This is a genomic window from Providencia sp. Me31A (assembly GCF_050487165.1).
Taxonomy (GTDB): domain Bacteria; phylum Pseudomonadota; class Gammaproteobacteria; order Enterobacterales; family Enterobacteriaceae; genus Providencia.
This window is the reverse complement of the sequence record NZ_JBKQGZ010000064.1, coordinates 1-1,415: the sequence shown is the minus strand read 5'-3', so window position 1 is coordinate 1,415 and position 1,415 is coordinate 1. Positions and strand designations below refer to the sequence as shown.

General features: G+C 44.9%; 1 protein-coding gene. It reads left to right on the top strand.

What is annotated here, in order from left to right:
* Positions 1-86 precede the first annotated feature (86 nt).
* Positions 87-1,394: an IS4 family transposase gene (locus tag ACLPIE_RS22445; RefSeq protein WP_430263837.1), complete on the top strand. Its 1,308-nt coding sequence runs from the start codon at positions 87-89 to the stop codon at positions 1,392-1,394.
* The last annotated feature ends 21 nt before the right edge of the window (positions 1,395-1,415 follow it).

The following is a 1,415-nucleotide window of genomic DNA, read 5'->3' as shown; positions in this document are numbered from 1 at the left end:
CCGATCAGTTAAGAACTAAATAATAGGTTGAACGATCCTACAGTTCTGCAAAAATCCGTAATCATCCCAAGATTACGGATTTTTTTATGTTACTTAGCCAAGCTCTCGAGACTGTTCAGGCTTTCTCGCCAAAAGAATTTACAGCACTTTCTGACCTCCTTTGTGCTGAACTGATTGACGAATGTCTCGCGGATACTGGCGTTGTTACATTAAGAAAACGCCGTCTGCCGATGGAAATGATGGTATGGGCTGTAATGGGAATGTCCCTTTTCCGTTCTCTTTCCATGGCTCAACTCGTTTCTCATCTCGATATTGTTTTACCGGGCAAACGGCCTTATGTTGCACCAAGTGCTGTTGTTCAGGCTCGCCAACGATTAGGGGAAGATGCCGTTCGTAGCGTATTTGAAAAAACAAGCCAGCTTTGGCTTAATAAACTGCCATTATCACATTGGAACGGACTAACTTTGATGGCTGTCGATGGCACACTATGGCGGACGCCAGATACCCCCGAAAATGATGCTGCATTTGGACGAACAGCTAACGAATGCTCCCGTTCTGATTGGCCGCAACTTCGCATGGTTTGTCAGATGGAGGTCACAAGCCATTTGATTTCGGGCGCCCATTTTGGCAGTGTTTCTGAGGTGAGTGAAGTTGACCTTGCAGCTAAATTGATAGAGCAAACTCCGGAGAGTTCTCTGACAATTTTTGATAAAGGATTTTATGCTTTGGGGTTACTACACCATTGGCAATCCTCTGGCGTAGAGAAACACTGGATGCTTCCACTACGCAAAGGTTCGCGGTATCAGGTCATAGAGAAACTCGGCTCAGGAGATGAGCTAGTTGAATTTCATCTATCACCCCAAGCACGCAAAAAATGGGCTAATGCCCCAATGATACTGAGAGCCCGATTGATAACAAAAAACCTAAATGGGAAAGGAATTCAGATATTAACATCAATGAGTGATCCGCTTCGATACCCCAAAGCCGATATAGCAGAACTCTATGGGCATCGTTGGGAAATAGAACATGGCTTCAGGGAAATGAAGCAGCATATGTTGAATAATGAACTCACATTGAGGAGCAAAAAGCCCGCATTGGTCAATCAGGAGTTATGGGGTATCGTCCTCGCGTATAACTTACTGCGATTTATGATGGCACAGATGGCATACAGCCTGAAAGATACAGAACCGTATCAGATGGGATTTAAACAAACTGCGCTATATCTGAGTGCCCAACTGAGCCTACTTCCCGCGGTGGCTCCGGGGAGAATACCTAAATTTATTAATGGAATACTGGATATGGCTGGAAGTTTTGTGCTACCGAGTAGGCGACAAAGGCATTACCCTCGAGCAGTAAAGAAAAAGCCGCAACGATATCCGTTACGGCGATCTTAATGGCTTAACTGACAAGCATTA

Excerpts from the sequence above, each read along its gene's own strand:
- ACLPIE_RS22445 (WP_430263837.1), top strand. The coding sequence starts at position 87 with ATGTTACTTAGCCAAGCTCTCGAGACTGTTCAGGCTTTCTCGCCAAAA.